This window comes from Mesorhizobium sp. LNJC394B00 (genome assembly GCF_000502555.1).
GTDB lineage: Bacteria > Pseudomonadota > Alphaproteobacteria > Rhizobiales > Rhizobiaceae > Mesorhizobium.
Genome location: NZ_AYWH01000012.1, coordinates 1 through 20,082, shown reverse-complemented (window position 1 = coordinate 20,082; position 20,082 = coordinate 1). Strand labels below are relative to the sequence as shown.

The 20,082-nt window shown below is 58.5% G+C and carries 10 protein-coding genes and 2 pseudogenes; 3 read left to right on the top strand and 9 right to left on the bottom strand.

The features are described from left to right. Window positions 1-111 precede the first annotated feature (111 nt). The 3 genes from X751_RS138130 to X751_RS138140 all read right to left on the bottom strand — a co-directional run bounded on the left by X751_RS138130 (window position 112) and on the right by X751_RS138140 (window position 10,498). Window positions 112-3,582: an AAA family ATPase gene (locus X751_RS138130; RefSeq protein WP_023746009.1), complete on the bottom strand. Its 3,471-nt coding sequence runs from the start codon at window positions 3,580-3,582 to the stop codon at window positions 112-114. After that, window positions 3,579-4,838, bottom strand: coding sequence for a DNA repair exonuclease (locus X751_RS138135; RefSeq protein ID WP_023702827.1), 1,260 nt, complete (start codon window positions 4,836-4,838; stop codon window positions 3,579-3,581). Before X751_RS138135 ends, X751_RS138130 begins: the two co-directional genes overlap by 4 nt. Before the next feature lie 71 nt (window positions 4,839-4,909). Then, window positions 4,910-10,498 carry a DUF3320 domain-containing protein gene (locus X751_RS138140; RefSeq protein WP_031247283.1) on the bottom strand — a complete coding sequence of 1,863 codons (5,589 nt, stop codon included), beginning with the start codon at window positions 10,496-10,498 and terminating at the stop codon, window positions 4,910-4,912. A gap of 476 nt (window positions 10,499-10,974) precedes the next feature. Here X751_RS138140 and X751_RS1000000166175 point away from each other — a divergent pair, with 476 nt between their 5' ends. Then, entirely contained in the window at window positions 10,975-11,862 is an 888-nt protein-coding gene (locus X751_RS1000000166175) for a thermonuclease family protein (protein WP_084558323.1), read from the top strand. Between the two features lie 33 nt (window positions 11,863-11,895). Here the strand turns inward: X751_RS1000000166175 and X751_RS138145 are convergent, their stop codons facing one another. The 5 genes from X751_RS138145 to X751_RS138155 are packed head-to-tail and all read right to left on the bottom strand — an operon-like array spanning window position 11,896 to window position 17,424. Beyond that, window positions 11,896-13,050, bottom strand: a complete 1,155-nt coding sequence (locus tag X751_RS138145) for a DUF4236 domain-containing protein (RefSeq protein WP_023698269.1) — start codon at window positions 13,048-13,050, stop codon at window positions 11,896-11,898. 59 nt (window positions 13,051-13,109) lie between these two features. Further along, window positions 13,110-14,150 (bottom strand): OmpA family protein, encoded by a 1,041-nt coding sequence (locus X751_RS138150; RefSeq protein WP_031198374.1) that lies wholly within the window; start codon window positions 14,148-14,150, stop codon window positions 13,110-13,112. Further along, the gene (locus X751_RS1000000164865; protein WP_023712786.1) at window positions 14,147-15,460 is read right to left on the bottom strand and encodes a hypothetical protein; all 1,314 of its coding nucleotides are present in this window, start codon (window positions 15,458-15,460) and stop codon (window positions 14,147-14,149) included. Before X751_RS1000000164865 ends, X751_RS138150 begins: the two co-directional genes overlap by 4 nt. A gap of 19 nt (window positions 15,461-15,479) precedes the next feature. Beyond that, a complete protein-coding gene (locus X751_RS01000000164225; RefSeq protein WP_050592404.1) occupies window positions 15,480-16,277 on the bottom strand; it encodes a hypothetical protein in 798 nt (265 codons plus the stop codon). After that, on the bottom strand, window positions 16,270-17,424 hold the full coding sequence (locus tag X751_RS138155; RefSeq protein ID WP_050592403.1) for a hypothetical protein: 1,155 nt from the start codon (window positions 17,422-17,424) through the stop codon (window positions 16,270-16,272). The genes X751_RS01000000164225 and X751_RS138155 overlap by 8 nt, the downstream gene beginning before the upstream one ends. Before the next feature lie 91 nt (window positions 17,425-17,515). Between X751_RS138155 and X751_RS0134165 the strand changes: the two are divergent. Then, a pseudogene (locus X751_RS0134165) lies at window positions 17,516-17,773 on the top strand (transposase); the annotation flags it as partial. A 244-nt stretch (window positions 17,774-18,017) separates the two neighbouring features. Here X751_RS0134165 and X751_RS138160 read toward each other — a convergent pair. After that, entirely contained in the window at window positions 18,018-19,070 is a 1,053-nt protein-coding gene (locus X751_RS138160) for an IS110 family transposase (protein WP_023746006.1), read from the bottom strand. Between the two features lie 64 nt (window positions 19,071-19,134). On the opposite strand from X751_RS138160, the pseudogene X751_RS138165 reads away from it, so the two are divergent. Next, window positions 19,135-20,064 (top strand): annotated as a pseudogene (locus X751_RS138165) (IS3 family transposase); the annotation flags it as partial. Window positions 20,065-20,082 lie beyond the last annotated feature (18 nt).

The following is a 20,082-nucleotide window of genomic DNA, read 5'->3' as shown; positions in this document are numbered from 1 at the left end:
GGCATTTCTCAACCTCTATCGAAGGACGTCAGACGGAATTCGATCGAAAGTTCCTATGTCAGACGAGTTGGTTAGTTGAACCGCATCGTTTGAGGCGAATTCTAATCGAGCCTATCCCAGCTGGTGGATGGTAGATGCTGGCACAACAGTCTTGGCGATCTCACATAGGTGCTTGTGGTGCGTGAGATAGATGACCTGACCTGTGTTCGCCATCTCCCCAAACAATCTGAAAACCTCCTCCGAGCGAATATGGTCAAAGGTTTCCATGATGTCGTCGGCGATGAAGGGAACCGAGGGCCGGAATTGCGCGAACTCGTAATAACCGGCGAGCCTCAGTGCGAGGTAGAGCTGAAAGCGCGCGCCCTTCGAAAGCGCGTCAGCGAGCTTGGATTGCCCGTCGCGCTGCACCGCGATGAGAACCTCCCCGCCTTTCACGGGCTGGGTTGTAAGGCCTGAATACTGCCCACCGGTCATTAGCTTGAATGCGTCCGATGCACGCGCCATCATCCCCGAACGGTGGTTCTCACGGTAGATCCGCAAAGCATTTCCAGCCGACATGATACCAAGTTTCAGCTCAATGTAGCGAACGGCCTTCTCCTCGATTTCCAACAGGGTTGTGCGCCGTTCGGCATCCAGGCGGGCAACCGCGCTGTCACCGCCGATGGCGTCCAACTTGTCTGCCGCGCGGGTCTGTCGGATCAGCTGTTGCTGGATGATTTCATCGAACTGGCGAAGCCGCTGCTCGCCCTCAGCCTTCTCGACCGCGAGGCTGTCGAAATCGATCGCTTCCAGGATCGAGCGTGCCTGGTCGAATCCATCGACTGCGAGTTCCGCCACTACCCGTTCCTCAAGTTCGGCGACGGTAGTGCGCAAGCCGTCGCGCTCACGCAGCAGCTCGTCGCGTTCGACTACCTCGGACAGAGTGGCGACGCCAAAGACGCCCAGCACTTCATTCTTGCGGCGTTCGTGTGCCGAAATCTCGGTGTCGAGGATTTCGCGCGCCTCCTTGAGGCGCTTCAGCTCGTTGCCGAGGCTTGCCTTCGTTTCACGTGTCCGCTCGGCACGTTCCAGGCGCTCGGCAAGGCGGGTGGCCAACTGCTCCGGCTCGCCATCCTTCGTCGGCTCGTCGGCTTCGACCGCAACGGCGATGACCTCGACCAGAAAATTGGCCCTGTCGGCCTCCATCTTGTCGATACGCAGCTGCAGATCCTCCCGTTCCTGCAGGCTTCTTGACAGTTCGGCCAATTGATCGAGCACAGCGCCAACGCCTGACGCGGACAGACCGCTTTCGAGCCACGTTCCCTTGAGCGCTTCGGTAATGCCGGCCAGCCATTCCTCCTCGCGACGCTCCGCCACCCCTACCGCAACCCGTCGGGCAGCTAGATCCTCTTCTTTGGAACTCACCATCCTGAGCGCCTCGGCATACTCGGCGTCCACCTTGCGCTGCCGGTCCAGAAACAGCTCCGCGATGGCCATGATTGCTTCGAGGGTGTCGCCGGGCTCTGATACTATGCCGACACTTTCCAGCGCCGCTCTCATTTCCAAGTGTATCTGCTCGCCGGCGTCAGCGGCTCGCTCGGCTTTCAAGCGAGCAAGTTCGATCTGCTCCCAGGCAGCGAGCGCATCGCTGCGCGCCTCGATCTGATCCTCGATCCTTTCGATCAGGCGCTCAGACGAAGGTTCCAGGGCTTCTCCGAGGAGGTCGCTGGCGGCCACACGGATTTCCAACAATTGGGTATCCGCATCCTTGACGAGCTGTTGGCTTTGGATGCCGTTTCGTGACAGGTTGGCCGTGGCCTCGGCCAGGGCACGCGTCATTGCCCGGATCTCGGCCAGATCCGCCGCGCCGGCCAGCCGGCCTGCGCTGGCAACGTCATCGCGCGTCAGTGCCACGGCGAAATCGTCAGCGGTGTCACCAGTCAACACTGCGCGGTGCGTTGCCCACGCATCATCGCGGAGACGGCGGATGGCGGCAGCCGCTTCATCGTCGACAACGTCGACCGAGGCTCGAAGGGCATCCAATCGTGCGGCGAGCATTGCATGGTGGCCCTCGTATTCGGCGAGGCGTTCGGCAAGTACCGCGGTGTTCCTTGCCAGTACTGACGCTACTGTCTTCCAGGCGGCAATCTGCCCGGCGCTCGGAACCGCAACGTTGACGAGAGCGAGGGCATCTCCGTTCCATGGACGCAAGCGAGCCAGCGATGCCTTCCATCGGATTGTTCCCGCATCTCCCGCCTCGCGAGCCGTCTTGATCTCTGCCTTGTGTCCGCTTGCTCGCGCTTTCGACAAAGCCGAGCCCAGCCTTGCCCTGGCGGGTTCGGGCACCGCCCTTTCCTCGCCGACCCGCTGCCTTGCCACCTGCAACGCATCGAGTGCTGCCGCCGCCTCGTCGCGGGCGGCGCGCGCGCCCGTAGCAATACCGGACCTCTGCTCGACCATAGCGCGAACGACGCCAACTGTGACGGCAGGCAGAAGCAGTGCGGCAGGATCCGGCTCGGAAGACCGGCCCAAGGCGGCAAGGCAGCTTGCCACGGTGTTGTTGAGGATTTGCAGCCCCATCCTGCGAGTGGGCAAGTCAAAGCCAGCCGCGGTATGGCGCACCTTGCCCTCCGCCAGGCTGCGAATGCGTTCGGAAATCGACAGGATCCGTTCGTCCTCGTCGACCGCAGTGACTTTTGCCGACAGCCGCTCGACCTCATCGATGTTTGCGGACAGTCGCGTTCTGAGGCTGGCATCGTCCTCGATTAGTTCGGTGACACTTCCCGTCCATGTCCGGGCTGGGGAGGTGATGTCCGGCAGCTGATCCAGCCGGGCAATCTTGCGGCGCATATCCGCCAGCATCGGCGCAGCAGGTACGTAACGAGCAATGGTATCCAGCCTGGCCACCAGCACCGCCCGATCGCTGATGGTTCGGCCGTACTGCTGCGATGCATCGAGACGTTCGGCCTCCAGCCCCTCATAGGTCGATGCAAGTGTGTCGATCGCATCCCTGCGCGACTTCACGTCAACAAGGCGCTTCTTCAGCAGCGCCAGTTCGGTGCCATGCGCCTGCTTCCGATACAGCGCGTCTGCTTCGGCCTCGAGGGCGTTCAACGTATCGCTTGCGTTCCCAAGACCGGCGCTGGCCGTGAAGAGGAGCTTGCCGAGGTCGCCCCGCGATTCCAGGATCGATTTTCCGCCGGCTTCCAGCGTCTCGTCATCGAGTGAAAACATAGTCGTGTAAGCGTCACGCGACAGTCCGGCGAGATGCGCCGTGATCGCCACCTCGCTCATCGATTGGCCCGTCGCGTTCAATAGCGAATTAGTACGCTGTTTCGTACGCGTGAACGTGTGCTCGGAGCCGGCCAGTTCCAGCACCCCACCGATGCGCATGGCGCTGTACTCATGCAGGAAGTTGTAGCGGCTCCGTTCCTCGATGCCGAACAGCAAATCTAGATAGGCGGAAAGCGCTGTCGATTTGCCGGCCTCATTCAGGCCAAACACGATATGCAGATCAGGTCCGGATTCCGGTTTGGGTCCGAAGTCGATCGTACCATCGGTGAACTTTCCATAGCGAATGAGGTCAAGGCGCTGCAGCCTCATGACGCTCCACCGGACTTAAGGCGGGAAGTCACCAAGTCTGCGCCCTTGGAAAGCACCTGATCGAGGAACCGTTCCAGCCCGGCTTCGTCCTTCCCAGCAAAATCCCGTCCGTCGGCCGGAAGGTCGGCGACCATCCTTTGGACGAACGCCCTCGCCTCGGCGCGGAAGGCATCCGAGGTGGCATCGGCGCGCATGGATTGCTCGAGTTCGAAAATCGGATCAGCAATATCCTCGGCCGTCTCCGCCCGAGGTGGCGCGAGGTCAAGCTCGAGCTTCTCCACCCACGTATGGCCTAGCTGTTCCGCAGCCTGTTCGGCTTCGGCAAGAAGGAGATCTCTGTCGCGGATCAGCGCCCATAACAATGGTGATGTTCCTGTTAGGCCAACGCGGGCCACAGCATGACGCGACCGGACGGCGGCCCGCATCTCTTCGAGTGCGTTTCGAACACGCGCGACGGCCTCGGACCACTCCACTGCTCCCGTAAGGTCGACGCTGACCCTTTCGAACTGCGCAACGCAGGTCAGCCTTTCCTCGATCTCCAACGAACGGTCGTCTCGCACCGTCACAAGGGTGACTGATTTCTCACTGGCCTCGTTGATATCCCTCCCCTGCGGTATTCCCGGCATCACCACCGTGCTTGCGCCGGAATGGACTTGGCGAAGATGAATGTGGCCAAGCCCCCAATAGTCGAAACCGTGGGCGTGCAGGTCAGCGATGCTGCAGGGCGCGTAAACGTCGTGACCGGGCGATCCGGCCAGACTGGTATGCATGATGCCAATATTGACGGCTCCTTCGCGAGCAGCCGGATATTTGGGCAGCAGGCTGTCCGGCGCCTTAGGGTTCGCAAAGCTCAAACCATGGAAAACGACGTCCACACCGCCGGCTGTCTGCAATACCGACTGAGCACGACCGCCAAAAATGGTCACGGTGTCAGGAAACACCAGCTGTTTGGAAATCCGCGACAGGGCGTCATGATTGCCGCGGATCTTGAAAACCCTGATGCCGGCCTGGTGCAGGCGTGTCATCTGCGCTGCCAGGAACCGCGCCGTCTTCATCGAGGTTTGATCACCATCGTATAGGTCGCCGGCTATTACCAACGCATCCACGCGTTCCTCTAGGCAGAGATCCACTATCGAAACGAATGCCTGGCGGCTGGCGTCGCCCACGAGCCCGGCAAGATCGGGATTACGCATCGCGAGCGAACGCAGCGGCGAGTCGAGATGAATATCGGCCGTGTGTACGAATCGAAATGCCATTCGGCCTCCGCCAGCAAAAGAGGTGTTCCGAGCTTCAACAGAGATTGCAACGAGGGCTCTACAATGCCCGGTCACACTTCAGCTAATGCCTCGCTCGCGGACTCGCCGGCCACCAACAAACCGTCTTGGGGCCGCAGCAAGCCCTTGGCAATCAAATCGGCGACCCCAGCTGAAATCAACTGCCGCAATTGTGCACTTGTGGCTTTGAAGCCCAGCATTCTCGCAACGGTTATTGCGATTTCTTCCTCCGTCGCACCGAGGTTGGATTTCACGACTTCCATGGCGCCTTGGGCGACTTCGTCCTGCGCAATCATTTCGGGCTTGCGCAATCCAGCGGACACGACGCCGCTGCGATCCCTGAGACGAACAGGAGCACCTGGCTTGAAGCAGAAGCTGCCTCGACGGGCTACTGCACCACCTCTCTGCGCTAGGCCTACCCCTCGCTCGATTGCATCCTGAATCCTGCCACCGGCCCGCTGCAGACCCCACGCGCCCCGAATACGCGAAACTATTTCGTCGACATGGATTGGTGTTTCTATAGCCACCACCTGCTCGACCAGTCCGGCCATGATTCCGCTGGGCGTCTCGTGGAGTTCGAACGATCCCGGTCGGTTTAGTTCGGCCTCTTCGTAGGCTCGATTGGGTATCTCGGATCCCTTTGTGCTTTCGAGACCGATTTCCGTCACGTTGCCTCTGTCGACCGTAACAACCTGCACGGCTACAGCACGATTTCTCTGGACCCCCAATTCGGCCCGCTCATCGAGCTCTTTTCTCGCAGCCTCAATCGCTAATATGGTTCGCTCCAGCTGCTCGCGTGGCCTCTGAAACCAGTCAGCGTTCCAGATGCGATGGATTATCCAACCATGGTCTTCCAGAACAGACTGCCGTAGCCGGTCTCGATCTCGGGCCGAGCGCGATGAATGATATTCTGCGCCATCACATTCGATGCCAAGAATATAGCGGCCTGGCCTCTCCGGATCAGCAACCGCGAGATCGATGAAGAAGCCTGCAATGCCAACCTGAGCATGAACCTGGTAACCCTTTCCGATCAGCGCGTTGGCTACCTGCTCTTCAAAGATTGAATCCATTTCGCGAACCGTGGCCTGGGCAAGCGAAATTCGCCCTGTTCTCGCGTAGTGCAAGAAGAGCTTGAAGGCGAAGATGCCTTTCCCTTTGCCACGCTCCAGGTCGATGTCCTCGTCTGTGATGGACGCGAATACTTCGCAGCTGCGCTTGGCGCGGCTTATGAGGACGTTGAGCCGACGCTCGCCGCCTTCCGCACCAAGAGGGCCGAAACGCATGGCCATGTACCCCTGCGCATTCTTGGCATACCCCACTGAGATCATGATCACGTCGCGCTCATCGCCTTGAACATTTTCAAGGCTCTTGACAAAGAATGGCTCGCTGGGGTGCGCGTGAAAGAACTCCTCCGTATCGGGATTTAGTCGCCGCAGCCCTTCGAGTTCATCCTGGATCGCGCGGCGTTGGCTAACCGAAAATGTTGCAACGCCTAGAGTCTCTCGCGGGTTCACCTTCGCATGACGGATGATCGCTTCGGCTACTGCTCTCGCCTCTACCGGATTGGTTCCTGTGCCACCGGAATCGAAGACCCCCTCTGGCACATGATGAAACCGCAACCCCATGCCTGCCTCTTGGGTATAGGGGCTTGGCACGATGAAAAGCCGGCTCTCGTAGAACTGGCTGTTCGATACGGCGATCAGAGATTGGTGACGGCTACGGTAGTGCCAGCGGAGCATACGCTGCGGCAAGCCGCGGGCCGTGAACAGGCCGAGGATGCTTTCGATGTCGGCGACCTGCGCGCCCTCACCCTCGTCATCTTCAGACTGCGAGCCTGTCACCTTGGCGAAGAATGTCGTGGGTGGCAGTTGGCGTTCGTCGCCAACAACGACCACCTGATTGGCCCTGGCGATCGAGCCGAGCGCGTCCACAGGCTGTATCTGAGACGCCTCGTCCATCACAAGAAGATCGAAGGACATCCTGCCGGGCGACAGGAATTGGGCCACCGAAAGCGGGCTCATCATGAACACTGGCTTGAGTGCCTGGATGGCAGGCCCTGCCTTCTGCATCAACTGCCGGATAGGCATGTGGCCCCGTCTGCGCGCCATCTCAGAACGAAGCAGTCCGACTGGTCCAGCTCCGCCGTCTCTTGAAGGAATTTTTCGGTGATGAGCCGTCACAACTTCGATGGCACCGGCCTTGATCCTCTGTCGGTCCAGATCCGCGAAGTCACGTACAGCCCTGGAATGCAATTCCCCGTCGAACCTTGCCAGCTCCGGCTCATCGGTCGCCATCGCTAGAAACATTCGTTCGTAGTAGGCCATATCGAAGACTGATCGCGCCGATCCTGTTGTAATCTGGCCGTCGGCCAGGCCGTCTATCAACTGTCCCAGTCCAGCCTTTCGGGCTGTTTCGGATCGCTCTCCATAGGCAACCCATTTCGAGAGCTGTTCCTGATGATCGAGCCACCCCTCCAGCCGAGAAACAACCTCGACTATCGCGACGTCTGGAAAATCGTCTACTCCAAACAAGGAGGGAGCATCGGCCTTCAAATCCCCTGCAAGCGCCTTCAATTCCCGCGCTGCCGCTTGGGCCGCTTCACGCGCTGAACGCGCCAAGTTTGCGATCTCTTTTCTTTCAGGCAACCGCGCAGCCAAATACCGGATTGAGCCATTTTCTCTCAGCCAAAGTTCGGCTTGCGCGAGAGCGGCCCAATCGGATCCTCGACCGAGCCACGACGAGCCGAATGCGAACTTGCCAAGGCTTTCCCCATCCTCGATCTCTTGATCAAGCGCTTGTAGTCTGCCTAGTCGGCGCAGTATCTCCACCCGCTCACTGATCAGATCTGGAACGTCAGTCAGAACCTGTCGTGACGCGTCATCGGCTTGAGCTACAGTGCTTGCCTTCGCTTCCATCATTTGCAGCGAGGCCCGCTCGGCGGAAGCCACGTCACCTTGCATGGACGACGCAAGGTGGCCTAAATCGTTCCAAAACCCCTCGATAATCGGCTGACCGATGTCGATCACCTTACGAACTCGGACCGCACGCGCGCCCGCTTCAGAGCGCTCCGCCATCCGCCCGGCTATCATTCGCGGTTCCGAGCCAAGTCCCCTCAGCGTGCGCATCCACTCCACTAAGGCCTGGAGTGGTGCCGAAGACGATCTCTCACCGCGCCAATCGGCTCCGAAGGCGGAAGCGCCAAAGGCGTCGCCTTCGCACACTTTTGCTGCGGCCGCTTGGCCCTTCATTAGAATGTCGAGGAGACCCACTATCTCCGCCGCAGGCGCGCTAGGGGCCACCAAAATAGTCCGCACAAGTGCAGTGGCACGACGGTAGTCGCCATTCAATGCTTTCAATATTCCCGTGTGCTCGGCGAGCGCTTGCCGCGCCGCGGCCACGTTGGTACTCCACGCGGCATCAACAACTTTGCCCTGAAGCTCGGCTCTAGCAGTCTCTAGCGTTGCTACGCTGTCGGCAAGGTCACCAGCCTGTTCCAGCCCGGAGTCCCAAACTGTGGCTGCGAATGCCTCAGGGCTCGCATCGGGGGCTGCCGCAACTCTCTCGCCGGTCATCACTAACCTGAGGAGTCCTGCAAGCGTGTCCGGTAAAACCGTAGACCCCAGTTCTTGATTTAGCCGCTCAGCTTCTTCTCTTAAGCGTGGGAGCAACACGGTTAGCTGGCGCGCACGAACGAAACCATCTTTCGGAAAGTCTGAAGGAAGCTTAGCAAGCTCTGTCTCGAGACCTTCAAGTGGCGTGTCGATAGCCGTCGCCACCAACTGCTCCGACAGTTCCTCGGATTTGCGGTTGAAATCTGTTCCTGTCCAGAGAAGCGATGCAATGTCCTTTGGACGCTCATCCCAAACCGGCGAGACTAGCGCCTCGGCAGGAAGTCCAGGTGCGGACGCGAGAAGCTCAGCGCGATCTTCTACCTCGCCGCTGTCGCTGAGGATTTGCGGAGGCTTCGCCTCGATCCGCTCAGCAATATCGGCCAGTTTGGCGTGCAGAGCCTTTGCTTGATCCAGCGACGACGCAATGCGTGGGACGAGCCTCTCAATGGTCGTTGGTAGAACGACATCCAGGCCAACTCCCCGCCATGGGTGGTGGATCGGCAAGCCGATCTCGTTGATCCGCTGAGACACGTCATCGAGAAGTTTGCGACGTTGCGAGACACCGTCATTCGTCCAAGCGGTGGCATCCTCAAGTTCAATGTCAACTGGCTTTTGCCCGTTCTGCCTTAGTCGGGTTAGCTGGCCAAGAACTTGGTATGGAGTGAGTTCGGACGTTCCAAATGGAACATGCATCCTTGTAGCATGTGCATTGAGTTTGTCCCTAGCCTCCAGCAGGCGTTCAGTAAGGGAAGAAGCAAGCTGTCCGCGAGGCGATCCGAGTTGCCAGGTGCGCCGCAACTCCTCCAGCATCATGCGCTTGTTTGCCTTGTTGCTATGGAGCTCAAGGCAGGCGTCCCCCACCCCCGCAGTGTCAAGCCGTCGCTTCACGACCTCAAGTGCGGCCATTTTTTCCGCAACGAACAGCACGGTCTTTCCATCGGCAACGGCCGACCCGATAATGTTTGCGATCGTCTGCGATTTTCCTGTCCCGGGAGGACCTTGGATAACGAGGTCGCGACCCTTTCTTGCATCATGGATCGCCAGCGTCTGAGAACTGTCACTGTCGACGATATGCAACATTTCGGCAGGCGCGATATGCGGATCAATCGCAATGTCGTCCGACATCAGCGGTTCGCGTGTTTCGAAACCATCTGAAAGAAGCGAGCGGATCTTCGGTTGTTCGATAATCTTTGCGCCATCCGGCCAGAGATCCGGATCCAGGTCACGGTACATCAAGAACTTAGCGAACGAGAAGAAGCCGAGCACCATATCATCGGCAAGCACCTGCCAATCCTCTTTGGTCGACACTGCTTCGGCAACGGCATCGAGATAGGCCGAGACGTCGAAGTCGTCTCCTACTTCAAAACGCGGCAGGGCGAGCTTGTGAATGCGGTCGAGATAGAGTTCCAAGGAGAGGTTTGCGGTAAGATCTTCCGTACGAGCTCGCAGCCGAAACTTTTCTCCAGCGGCCCCTCGCTCCAGCCGTACCGGGACCAAAATGAGAGGAGCCTGGCGGATGTTTTCTTTGTTGCTCGGGTCAATCCACTTCAGCATGCCAAGGGCCAGAAAGAGGATATTGACGCCCTGCTCTTCCTCAAGTGTGCGGGCATCGTGGTAGAGATCAAGGAGCCGGCGCTGCAGCCCCGTTGGGGTCATCCTCGTCTGAAGCTTGGTGTCAGAATGTCGCGCAGATACCCCTCTATCGTCGAATCCTTCGTCCTCAGGCTGAGCAAGAGCAACGGGGGAATAGTCGATTTCCTCGTCTGGAGGGCTGCTTTCAACCTGGCCTGCCTTCGGCCGATCCGGCTTGCCGGCCAGGAAGGTAAAAGCCTTTCCTTCGCTCACCAGCAATCGATAGATCTCAGACGACCTCTCGTCGACAATATCGATCGTCTTCGCGCTCTTTGAAAACCGTGGCACATTCAAAAGTCGGTTGCGAGCAGAAAGGTCGAGCAATTCCATCCTGGCTCGCTCGAGCTTTTCCTTTAAAGGCAGATCGCTTTGAAAGACCGATTTTTCAACTTCCGACACTCACACCCCCCTGATAGGCTGGACACATAGAGCCTAGACAAGGGCTGTCCGCAACATAAAATGCTGGTTTTTCAACCTCGAATGGCAACCACCAACACTTCAATCGTTTAGTATTGTGAGCACTGCGGCTTGGTGGAAAAATTGCGGATGTTTGTTTAATGTTCCGAACACTTCGCATCCCCACCTTGATCTCGAGGTTCCCTTTCGGACAAAATGCCATCATACGTGTGGACGAGGTGTTGGCAGCTCTGGCATCCGCCTCGCCGGCCACGACCAACTGGCGCACAAGCCGACTTCTTTTTGAATCGGCCTCCTAATTTCATTCCGAGAAAACTTGTAGGCTCCAGCGCGGAAAGATGGTCGTGTTTACGGAAAAGGTAACTACAAAGTCGTGACTTCGGGCTGATCTGCGAAGGCACCATGATGTTCAAAGCGCCGAACTACAAGGCAAACCAGCGCCAGCGAAAAAGGCGCCTATGAATGGTGCAGAGGCACGTTGCAAATCATGCAGCTTGCGTTTCGCAAAGGATCGGAAATTGAATAACAATCGCTATTCTCATCGTCGCCGCGCGCGACCAAGGCGCGGCGCTGAACCAATCGTCCGCAGACGTTTCTCTCCAGATGTGCGCTTGCCTCTGATCCTGGTGATCGTGGTGGCCTTGGCTGCTTACGCGACCCACTATTTTACAGGCTCGGGTGACCAGTTACGTGGTCTCGATATAGCAAACTCGGCCGGGTTGAGACGGGCGCCGATAGTAGGCATAGCATCGGTGATTGATGGAGACACGATAGAGATCCACGGGCAGCGCGTCCGGTTCAACGGCATCGATGCACCCGAAAGCCGCCAATACTGCAATGACGCTAGCGCACATCAATACCCCTGCGGGCGCCGGGCGGCCGAAGCATTGGCAAATTTCCTTGCGGCTTCGCAGCCTGTCCAATGCACATTTGTTTCATGGGATCGGTACCGTCGCTTCGTCGGTGATTGTCGGCGCGCGGACGGTGTCAGCGTCGCGTCCTGGATGGTCGAACATGGCCAAGCCTTGGACTGGCCCCGCTATAGCCACGGCGCCTATGCGCAACAGCAAACTTATGCTGAAACCGCAAAGGTTGGAATCTGGATTGGGACGTTTGACAACCCTTGGGATTGGCGCGAACAACATGCCGAATCTGCGAGCCCAACCAAAAGCCCCCTTGGGCTTGTCAGCCGTCGCCAAGTAGCACAGAGCTACTCATGCCAACCTCGCCGCTTGTGCACGCAGATTTCATCTTGCGAAGAAGCACGTTGGTATCTCGCCAACTGCTCATGGGGGAGCAAGTTGGATCGAGATAGCGACGGGATTCCGTGCGAAGGCGTTTGCTGACCTGGGCTCACGCTTTGAGCCCATCCCCAACCATCACTCCCTAGTGTGCGCATTTAGCGTTATGAATTGGCGGTCGGAGCTTCGATGCAATTGCGCGAGTGCCGATAGAGCCTGGCAAAAGGGCTGGCTGACGTTTGTCTTGGAAAATTCCACCAACTCGTTAAGTCCGGACGGGCTAGAAAACCGCAACGCTTCGTAGCGGCATACAGGGATCTGCCGATTGTCTTTGAAGCGCTTGTCAGGCCCGCCGTTTTTGTTTGGGTGAGCCCAGGTGTAGCTCACGATCTCCGCATCAGATGGAACTTTGCCGGTCTCGATAAAATTACTCGGGGCGAATTGGGTCTGCAGATCGGCATATCCGACTGCGCCGTATCGGTTTCCGTCCTTCACCAGCACTAGGTCAGGCATGAAGAAGAGCACCTGCCGACCCACATGGATTGAAGGAGGAGTAACGTTGCTGCGTACAACCTTCGGCAAGGAGCTTGTAAGTGTCGTGGGCTTTTTGTCGACCAGCATGCTGGCCCCGGCATTTCGCTTCCAAGCAGTCAGATTCTCTATCTTGCCGCCGGCAGCGACATGCCATCTCCCTGCGCAGCCGGTGAGAGTTTCGAACGCGCCGACAAGTCGCCCGTAGGCGGCCTCCGCGTCTTTTTCCAGATCGTAATAGAGCACGCTCACCCGGCGGTAACTGTCAAACCATTTGCCAATGAGCATACCCGGCACAAAGGCACAGATGCCCAGCACCGGTGCGGCACCTCCGAGCTTGGTCCCCACAAGGAAACCTGCAATCCCGAACAAAACCGCGAGTGCTACGGACAGCCGCGTCTGCGATTGCCTGGCATTGATTTCATCGAGCACATTGGCGAATGTCTCGTCACGCATTTCCACCACATCGCGGGACTCGATTTCTCTCATCACGACGCCGTCAGAGACGTATTCCGGGCGCGAGGATTGTGGACGGGGTTGCGGCGCAGATGGGGTCTGAGAGAGCTGAACTACCTTCTTCGCGCTGGCCTTGCCTAAAGTGCCACGATAGTAGAGCCCACCCACGCCGGCGTGGATGTAGTGACCTCTTGGCCCAGTGCCGATGCGGAGGCCCTTCACGCCAACGGAAGCCCCAACCCCACCGGACGAAAAGTTAAAGCGGAATGGTCCCGCACTGATCGATTTTCGAACGTAAAACCCCATAGCCCAATCCCCCCAACTCAACTGCCGTACCGACTAAGGCGCCAGTCTCTCGTCCCCATTCATGGCTTGGCGCCACCAACCGGCGCCAATTTTGATCGCTGCCTCACCCTAATCTCGATGCGCCTTCGAGCCCGTACATCGCCAATCTGCGCTCCGTCGGTGAGATGATCGCCGGGCAGGATGAGCTGACCACCAGACATCGGCAAAATCGTAAACCCCTTTAATGCGGGCATGTCACTGAGCACACTTGTAACTGAAATCGCGCGGGCCAGCCCAAGACCGGCATTGTCGGCGGGATGGAGTGAGCCGATTTCCACTTTCCCTGACAGGACCGGTTGGAGCCCCTTGTCCATGTTGGAGGATTCGCCCGCCATTGCCTGTTCGTCCGTGTGTCCAATTACCTCAATCACGTCGACACCGTACGAGGTCGCAGTCCCGGCGATGGTCTTCGCAAGATCGCGCAACTTTGTTTTGAAGGCATTCGAAAGCTCTGCGCTTCCGGTATCGAAATTATAGCCATCCAGTTCGCTGAGACTGATGATCGGCGGCCAATCGTGAGGTTTTGCTGCTTGCGTCGGCTCTGCAGCCTCCTTGAGCACATCAGCCAGATCCTGCAGCCCTTTGTCGGTGCCGGCGTAACCGAATTCTCTCAAAACCTTCGCCGCATCTATCATGGCCTTGGTCTGATCAATGCTTATGTCGTTGTCCGCAAGGACTTTCGCGACAGGGGCATTTCGCACGACCTCCTCCAGAGAAATACCTGCTTCCTTGACCGACTTAACAGCATCCTTGGCCAGGACCAGCTCGCGCCATTGTTCGTCGGGAACGGTTCCTCCCCTCGTGGGCTGAAACACCGCTTTTATCTGAGCCAGAAGCCGCTTGTTCTCGGCTTCGAGCCTCTGCACGTTTTCCTTGTTTGATTGAGTGGCTCGCAGTGCCTCATCGGTCTCTTTCTGCTTTTTCGTGATGATAGCACCGGCTGCTAGCAACAGGCAGAACACCAAAAGCAGCATCGTCTCGGCCATGGTCAGGCCCAGTATCAAACCGCGGCCAAAACCCTTGCGCTCGAAGGCGACCGAAGTCCCGCCAGCGTCACTCACCTGCCCCACCAACTGGTTCGCTTAGGCGGTTCCGTTCGTTCGGCGGGAGGCTCGCTTCCCAGAGTTTGGAAAGCGTCTGGTTGGGGCTCAGGCTCGACCCGAATTGGTGCGCTCTCGACGGTGTCATTTGCGGCCAGATCTGCCAGTGGCTGTTCAATCGCGATAGGAGCGTTGAGAGGGGGAACAGGCCTCGGCGCGTGAAGGGTTCTTCCTGCCAAGGTTGCGACAAGGTCTCCGGTGTCCTTGCTTTGCTTTTGCACCACTGCGGCAAGCGCCTGGGTCAAGCGTTGTTGCGCTTGGACGCTCTCCGCTGTTTGCTCTGCGGCTGCCACAGCCTTTTCCACACCTGCGGCCACTTTAGCCACAGCATCAACGAGGCCCGCCATGCGGGCTTGCTGTTCCTGCGAAGCCGTCTCTGTTTTGACAGCATACTGAGCGACCGCGCTGCCAAGAAGTTTCACCATCGGCGCCAGATCGTTCTTAAGGACCTCATCAGGGACGACAACCTTCTCCAACTTGGTGGCTACGCTTTCGGCCTGTTCACCCAGTCTGCCAACTGAAGAGGACATTGAGCTGTTGGCTTTGTCGAGCAGATCGGCTGCCGCCTCGACGCGCTGTGCGATCGACGAGAACTGACTTTCGATCTGCCCAAAATTGTGGCTCAAAGCATTGCTGAGCTTTCCCGAGGCCTCTTGAACTGGTCTGATCGATTCCATCGCGATTTTATCCAGGGCCGATCTTATGTGCTCTCCGTTCCGCTCCGCTTGAACGGCGATTTCGGCAAAACCCTCCTCCAACATCTGATTGCTTACGCGGCGAAAGTCAGCGAATTCCCTGGTTACACTTTCCATCTCGGCTCTTACACGCCGCGTCATATCCGCGAGTTCGTGCCTGACCGTCCGTTCGATGTCGGCAGGATCGCGGCGCATCTGATTGTAAAAGATCCGCAAAGCAATGCCCGTGATCGTCGACGTCACCGCGATACCAAAGTTCCTCACGATTGTGTCGGTGGATCCTTCGGAACCAAACTGAAACAGCGATACGCCGAGACTCGTCAACGTAAACAGGAAACCCATGTAGTAGAGATTGTCGCCTGTTTGCTCATCGTGGAGCCGTAGCTTGCCGGTGAAGACGGACGCGGCAAGATAGATGAGCATCAGGCACACCGGTGCGCTCGCCGCCATTATAGGGTCTACGCCCGACAGCTTGGCTATTGCGATGAACACGCAGCCACCCAGGGTTAGCGTCGCAAAGACGAAAAGGGGCAGGCTCGGATGTCCTAAGAACGACTCCCCTCGCTTCTTGGCCATTAGTTTAACCCCTCCAACCCTACCAGCTTCTCAAAATCACCATGATGGCTTGAACCCACCGGGTCCAGAACTCTGCATGTTCGAAAGAGCCAAATGGCTTCTTCGCCCTATCGACGTAGAGTATCGTAAACCCGACGCCATCGAGCGATGTCCCGTAAGTCCTGTCAGCCGCGCTATCAAGGTACTTCTGATAATCGAGACCCGAACGATATTGTGAGTACAGCGCCGTATGTTCGATCATATCTGACGCGACTATTATTCGCTTAGCGGTCTTCTCTTTCGCCAAACTGCTATCGAATAGCGACAGTTTGATTTTCTGAATTCCGGCCATGATCGGAGATTGGCTCGCGGATTCTCCATTGGGAATCTGGTCGGGAAGGTTCGTCAAAGGGTCCTCGAACGCATCTTCCCATTTCTTCTGCCGCCGAGACGGATTGTTCGTCCAGCTGTCGACCGTCGAGCCGTCGCCCGGATTGCATCCATCAAACATCACAGTCAGGTCGCCGGGCCTCGCGCCCAGCGTCAATATCTTGAGATAGCCGCCAGGCTCGACGCGCCCAATGGTCTTGCGGAATTCATTCTTCAAATCCGCCATGGTTATCGGCGAAATCGGGTCGGTGGCGTCGATCAAGACCGCTGTCAGGCTCACAGGTCCGTTCAGTGGGCAATTCGTGCTGATGTCGATTTGGTCCTTCCCGGATCTCGACCACATCCAAACAAAACCGGCCAGCATCACAGCCGACAGTACGGCCAATCCGGCTGCTGCGACAATTGTGCCGCCACTGCCTTTCTTTCTTCTGCGACCCCGCCTAGCCATTCACGCTATCCGGATGAAGCTTGTCGAGATCTCGGTACTGTTCGATCCCGCGCTCGCATTCCAGCCCGATGAGCCGCACCTGAGCGTTGAGTTCTTCCTGCGCGTCACGAATTGAGGCGCCCAGGTCCTTCTCGCTCCATTCATCGTCGGACGATATCAGGGGTTTTATGCGCTCAAGTTTGTAGGGTGTGGCAAAATGTTTTGGCGCTGGCTCTGTGCGGGCCTGGAAATTGGCCTCCCTGTACTTTGAGAGAAGCTGGTTGCAGGCTCGCTCCAGCTGGTCTTGATGCTGCGCAAAGAGCGTCAGCAGCCTCGACCGATGGTCGATGATCGCTCGATGCTCCCTGCGTCTGCTCCCCAGCCGCTTGACGATGTCCTCCACCTTCTCGTTGTGCTCATCGCGCACCTCTTGCAGAGCCTCGATGAGCTCGCTCTTGCGCTCGATGTAGTCTTCCCGGCGAGCCACCAATCTGTTTTCGACACCCGCATAGCCCGGGTATGGGTCGAGAACGAACCAGCCGTCGATAAACGCAAAGATCGAAAACATGAGACCAATGCCGAACAGAAGCCAGGATTTCACGTCCATAAGGCCAGCCGGATTGGCGAGCATGCTGCGCACGACCTCGACGCCGGCTCCGTCCACAAAGGACCCGCTAACCTCGCGGTAATGCGCAAGCGCTAGGTTTATGGTCAATGCCAAGCCGATATAGGCCACTATCGACAGCGCGCCGATCAACTTCACAAAAAGCGATCTGTGAGTCACCAGGCGTGCACAGAATATTGCGAACAGCAGAGCGGCGCCGATGTTCAAAAACGAGAAAGCGGCGGCTTCGAGGAGCCCGCCAAAGAATCCCTGTTCATTTCCCTTTGCGAGGAAATTTCCGTTCATCGCCGTTTCAATGAGGAACAGGAAGATTAGCAGGGACACTCGGAAAACATGGGCCGCTCCGTGTTGAACCCTCACAGCCCGGACAAGCCCGTGCTTCTGTTTGAACCAGTCGTGTTCTTTCTCCGCATCGTTGAGCGATTTGCGCAATCCGTGAAGTTCGTCCAGGCCCACCGCGATCGAGGCCTTGAAATCGGAAACACTGGCGGCGTTCGCCTGACGGATCAGACCAAACTGCTCTTCAAAGTCGAGGCCAGCCAATCGGCCGGAGAGTAGCTGTAGGCTGTGACCTGCCCCTAAGAATTTCCTCCATCTGAGATTAGAGTCCGGCCCTTGATCGAAGGACGGACTGATGAAGAGAAAGCGGTTCACAGAAGAGCAGATCATTGCGGTTCTGCGCGAGCATGAGGCGGGTGTAAAGGCGGGCGATCTGGCCCGCAAGCACGGGGTCTCGGAGGCGACGCTGTATAATTGGAAGGCGAAGTATGGCGGGATGGACGTGTCCGACGCCAAGCGGCTGAAGGCGCTGGAAGACGAGAACGCCAAGCTGAAGAAGCTGCTCGCCGATCAGATGCTGGAAGCCTCGGCGCTGCGTGAGCTTCTGTCAAAAAATGTATGGTCCGCCCCGTCCGTGCAAGGGTTCGCGACATCGTCGATGACGATTCCAGTTGCATAAATGTATCCGGCCTCTCGCGAGCGGGCTGCTGTTGCAGCCAGGCCATGATGAGATCCGCGCACACCGTTCCCAATAAATGGTTCGGGCACGAAGCCCGCTTTTTTGCACAGGGCTTACGGCATGCTGATCCACTGTTTCGTCATCACTATTCCCGAGCCTTGCAATCGAGCCGCAAGCGTCAGGCGAATGCAGGATCCCGGCGTTCGTAGAGCGCTCCCGGCTTGGTCAGAACAACCCAGACAATACGTGCCATCTTGGCGGCGAGTGCGACAACGGCCTTGTTCGGATGCATTCGGCTCTGCAGCCCGTCGAGCCAGCTTCCAAGGCGATCCCGGGTTCGATCCAGATGTCTGAAGCAGGATCGCGCGCCATGAACGAGGAGCTTGCGGACGTAGCGGTTCCCGCGCTTGCTGATGCCGAGGAGCTTCTGCTTGCCCCCGGTCGAGTGTTCCCGCGGGACAAGGCCCAGCCATGCAGCCAGATCGCGGGCCTTCTGGAACTGGCGTCCGTTGCCGACTGCCGCAAGAAGGGCGGTGGCGCCCAGTGCTCCGATGCCGGGGATCGTCATGAGCCGGCGGGCAACATCTTCTCGATCTGCAATCGCAGCTATCTCCCTTGTCACGTCCTGAATGCGCTGCTCTAGCTGGTGGAGGTCGGCGAACAGATCCGTGAGCAGTTTGCGCATCGCCGGCGATAGGTCGTTCGACGCATCGTTGAGAACCAGCGGCAGGTCGAGCTTGAACAGGCCTGCCCCCTGGCGTAGGGCGATCCCGTATTCGAGGCAGAAGGCTCTCATCTGATTGATCAGACGCGTTCTCGTTCCGATCATCTGGTCCCGCACCCGGTGCAAAGCCTGAAGATCGGCTTGTTCCTCGCTCTTGAGTGCAGCAAACCGCATTGTTGGCCGCGTGGCCGCCTCAGCGATCGCCTCCGCATCGATGATGTCGGTCTTGTTCGACTTGACGTAGGGCTTCACGAACTGCGCGGGGATCAAGCGCACCTTATGTCCGAGCGCCTGTATCTTCCTCGCAATCCATTGAGATCCGGCGCACGATTCCATGCCAACGATCGCCGGCGCGGCTCGCTCGAAGAATTGTAGCAGCGTGTCACGTCGGAAACGAACCTTTTGAACTGGCACGCCGTCGCTTCCGAGGCCAACGACGTGGAATATGTTCTTACCGATATCGATTCCGTAGACTGCGGCAGGACGCGGCACATTACGTTGTGGCATTGCAACCTCCTTCGACTTGACAGCCTCATGATGCGGCAGGAGGACGAGGCGGACCATCCCATTAATGGTAGGGCCCGCCGCCAAGCGCGAAGCCGTCGCGCATCTGCAGGCCGTCATGGGTCTGTCGGAGCGTCGGGCCTGTTCCTTTGTGGGCGCCGATCGCAAGATGATCCGCTACCGGTCAAGGCGTCCGCCCGAGACGGAGCTGCGTGGCAGGTTGCGCGACCTCGCCAATGAGCGCCGACGCTTTGGCTACAGGCGGCTGTTCATCCTGCTCAGGCGCGAGGGCGAGGCATCTGGGGTCAACCGCATCTATCGTCTGTACCGCGAGGAGGGCCTGACGGTGCGCAAGCGCCGGGCAAGGCGGCGAGCGGTCGGCACGCGGGCGCCGATCCTGGTCGAGGCAAAGCCGAACGCGCGCTGGTCGCTGGATTTCGTGCATGACCAGTTCGCCTGCGGCCGCAGGTTTCGCGTGCTCAACGTCGTCGACGACGTGACGCGCGAATGCCTGGCGGCGATCCCGGACACCTCGATCTCCGGCCGTCGGGTTGCCCGTGAACTGACGGAACTGATCACCCAGCGCGGCAAGCCACGCATGATCGTCTCCGATCACGGCACCGAGTTCACCTCGAACGCCATCCTCGCCTGGTCGAAGGATTACAGGATCGAATGGCACTACATCGCGCCGGGCAAGCCGATGCAGAACGGCTATGTCGAGAGTTTCAACGGCCGGATGCGCGATGAGCTGTTGAACGAGAGCCTGTTCTTCGGTCTCGACCACGCCCGAAGCGCCATCGCCGAATGGAGGGAGGACTTCAACACCGCGAGGCCACATTCCTCGCTCGGCTACCAGACCCCGGCAGCCTATGCCCAGGTCATCACCGCAACCGGCTCCGACGCTGTGCTGATGGAAGGCTCCGCGCCTCCGCCGGTTGCTCAACCCGCGCCACAAGGCGTAACAAAAACGGTCGAGGCTCTAATCGCAGCTGGATGACAGTTCAGTAGCAGGTCA